Origin of the sequence: Bacillus sp. SIMBA_008, assembly GCF_046535495.1 — a bacterium.
In the GTDB taxonomy this organism is placed as follows: Bacteria; Bacillota; Bacilli; order Bacillales; family Bacillaceae; genus Bacillus; species Bacillus subtilis.
The window spans coordinates 1-260 of record NZ_JAWRWL010000715.1; the positions used below are offsets into that span (position 1 = coordinate 1).

The 260-nt window shown below is 63.8% G+C and carries 1 protein-coding gene; it reads left to right on the forward strand.

Translation table 11 applies throughout. The features are described 5' to 3' along the window. Positions 1-260: ABC transporter permease (locus tag SB658_RS25115; RefSeq protein WP_410603130.1), on the forward strand; the 260-nt coding region annotated here is incomplete at both ends.

A 260-nucleotide genomic window follows, 5' to 3' on the forward strand; every position in this document is an offset into this window, starting at 1 on the left:
GACCAACCAGATCCCGTTCGGCAATTCCTCCTGGAACAGCGGCGTGAACCTGACGCCGGACCAGAAGATCGCCACGCTCAACGCCACCACCTACCTGGGTGACGAGCGACTGGTCGACACGCTCGGCCTGCAACTGGTCGAGGGTCGCAAGTTCAACGCCGACGAGTTCTCGGTGTTCGGCGAGGACCAGACCAGGATCGCCAGCGCCATCATCACCCGGTCGATGGCGCAGAAGCTGTTTCCCGGCGAATCGGCCGTGG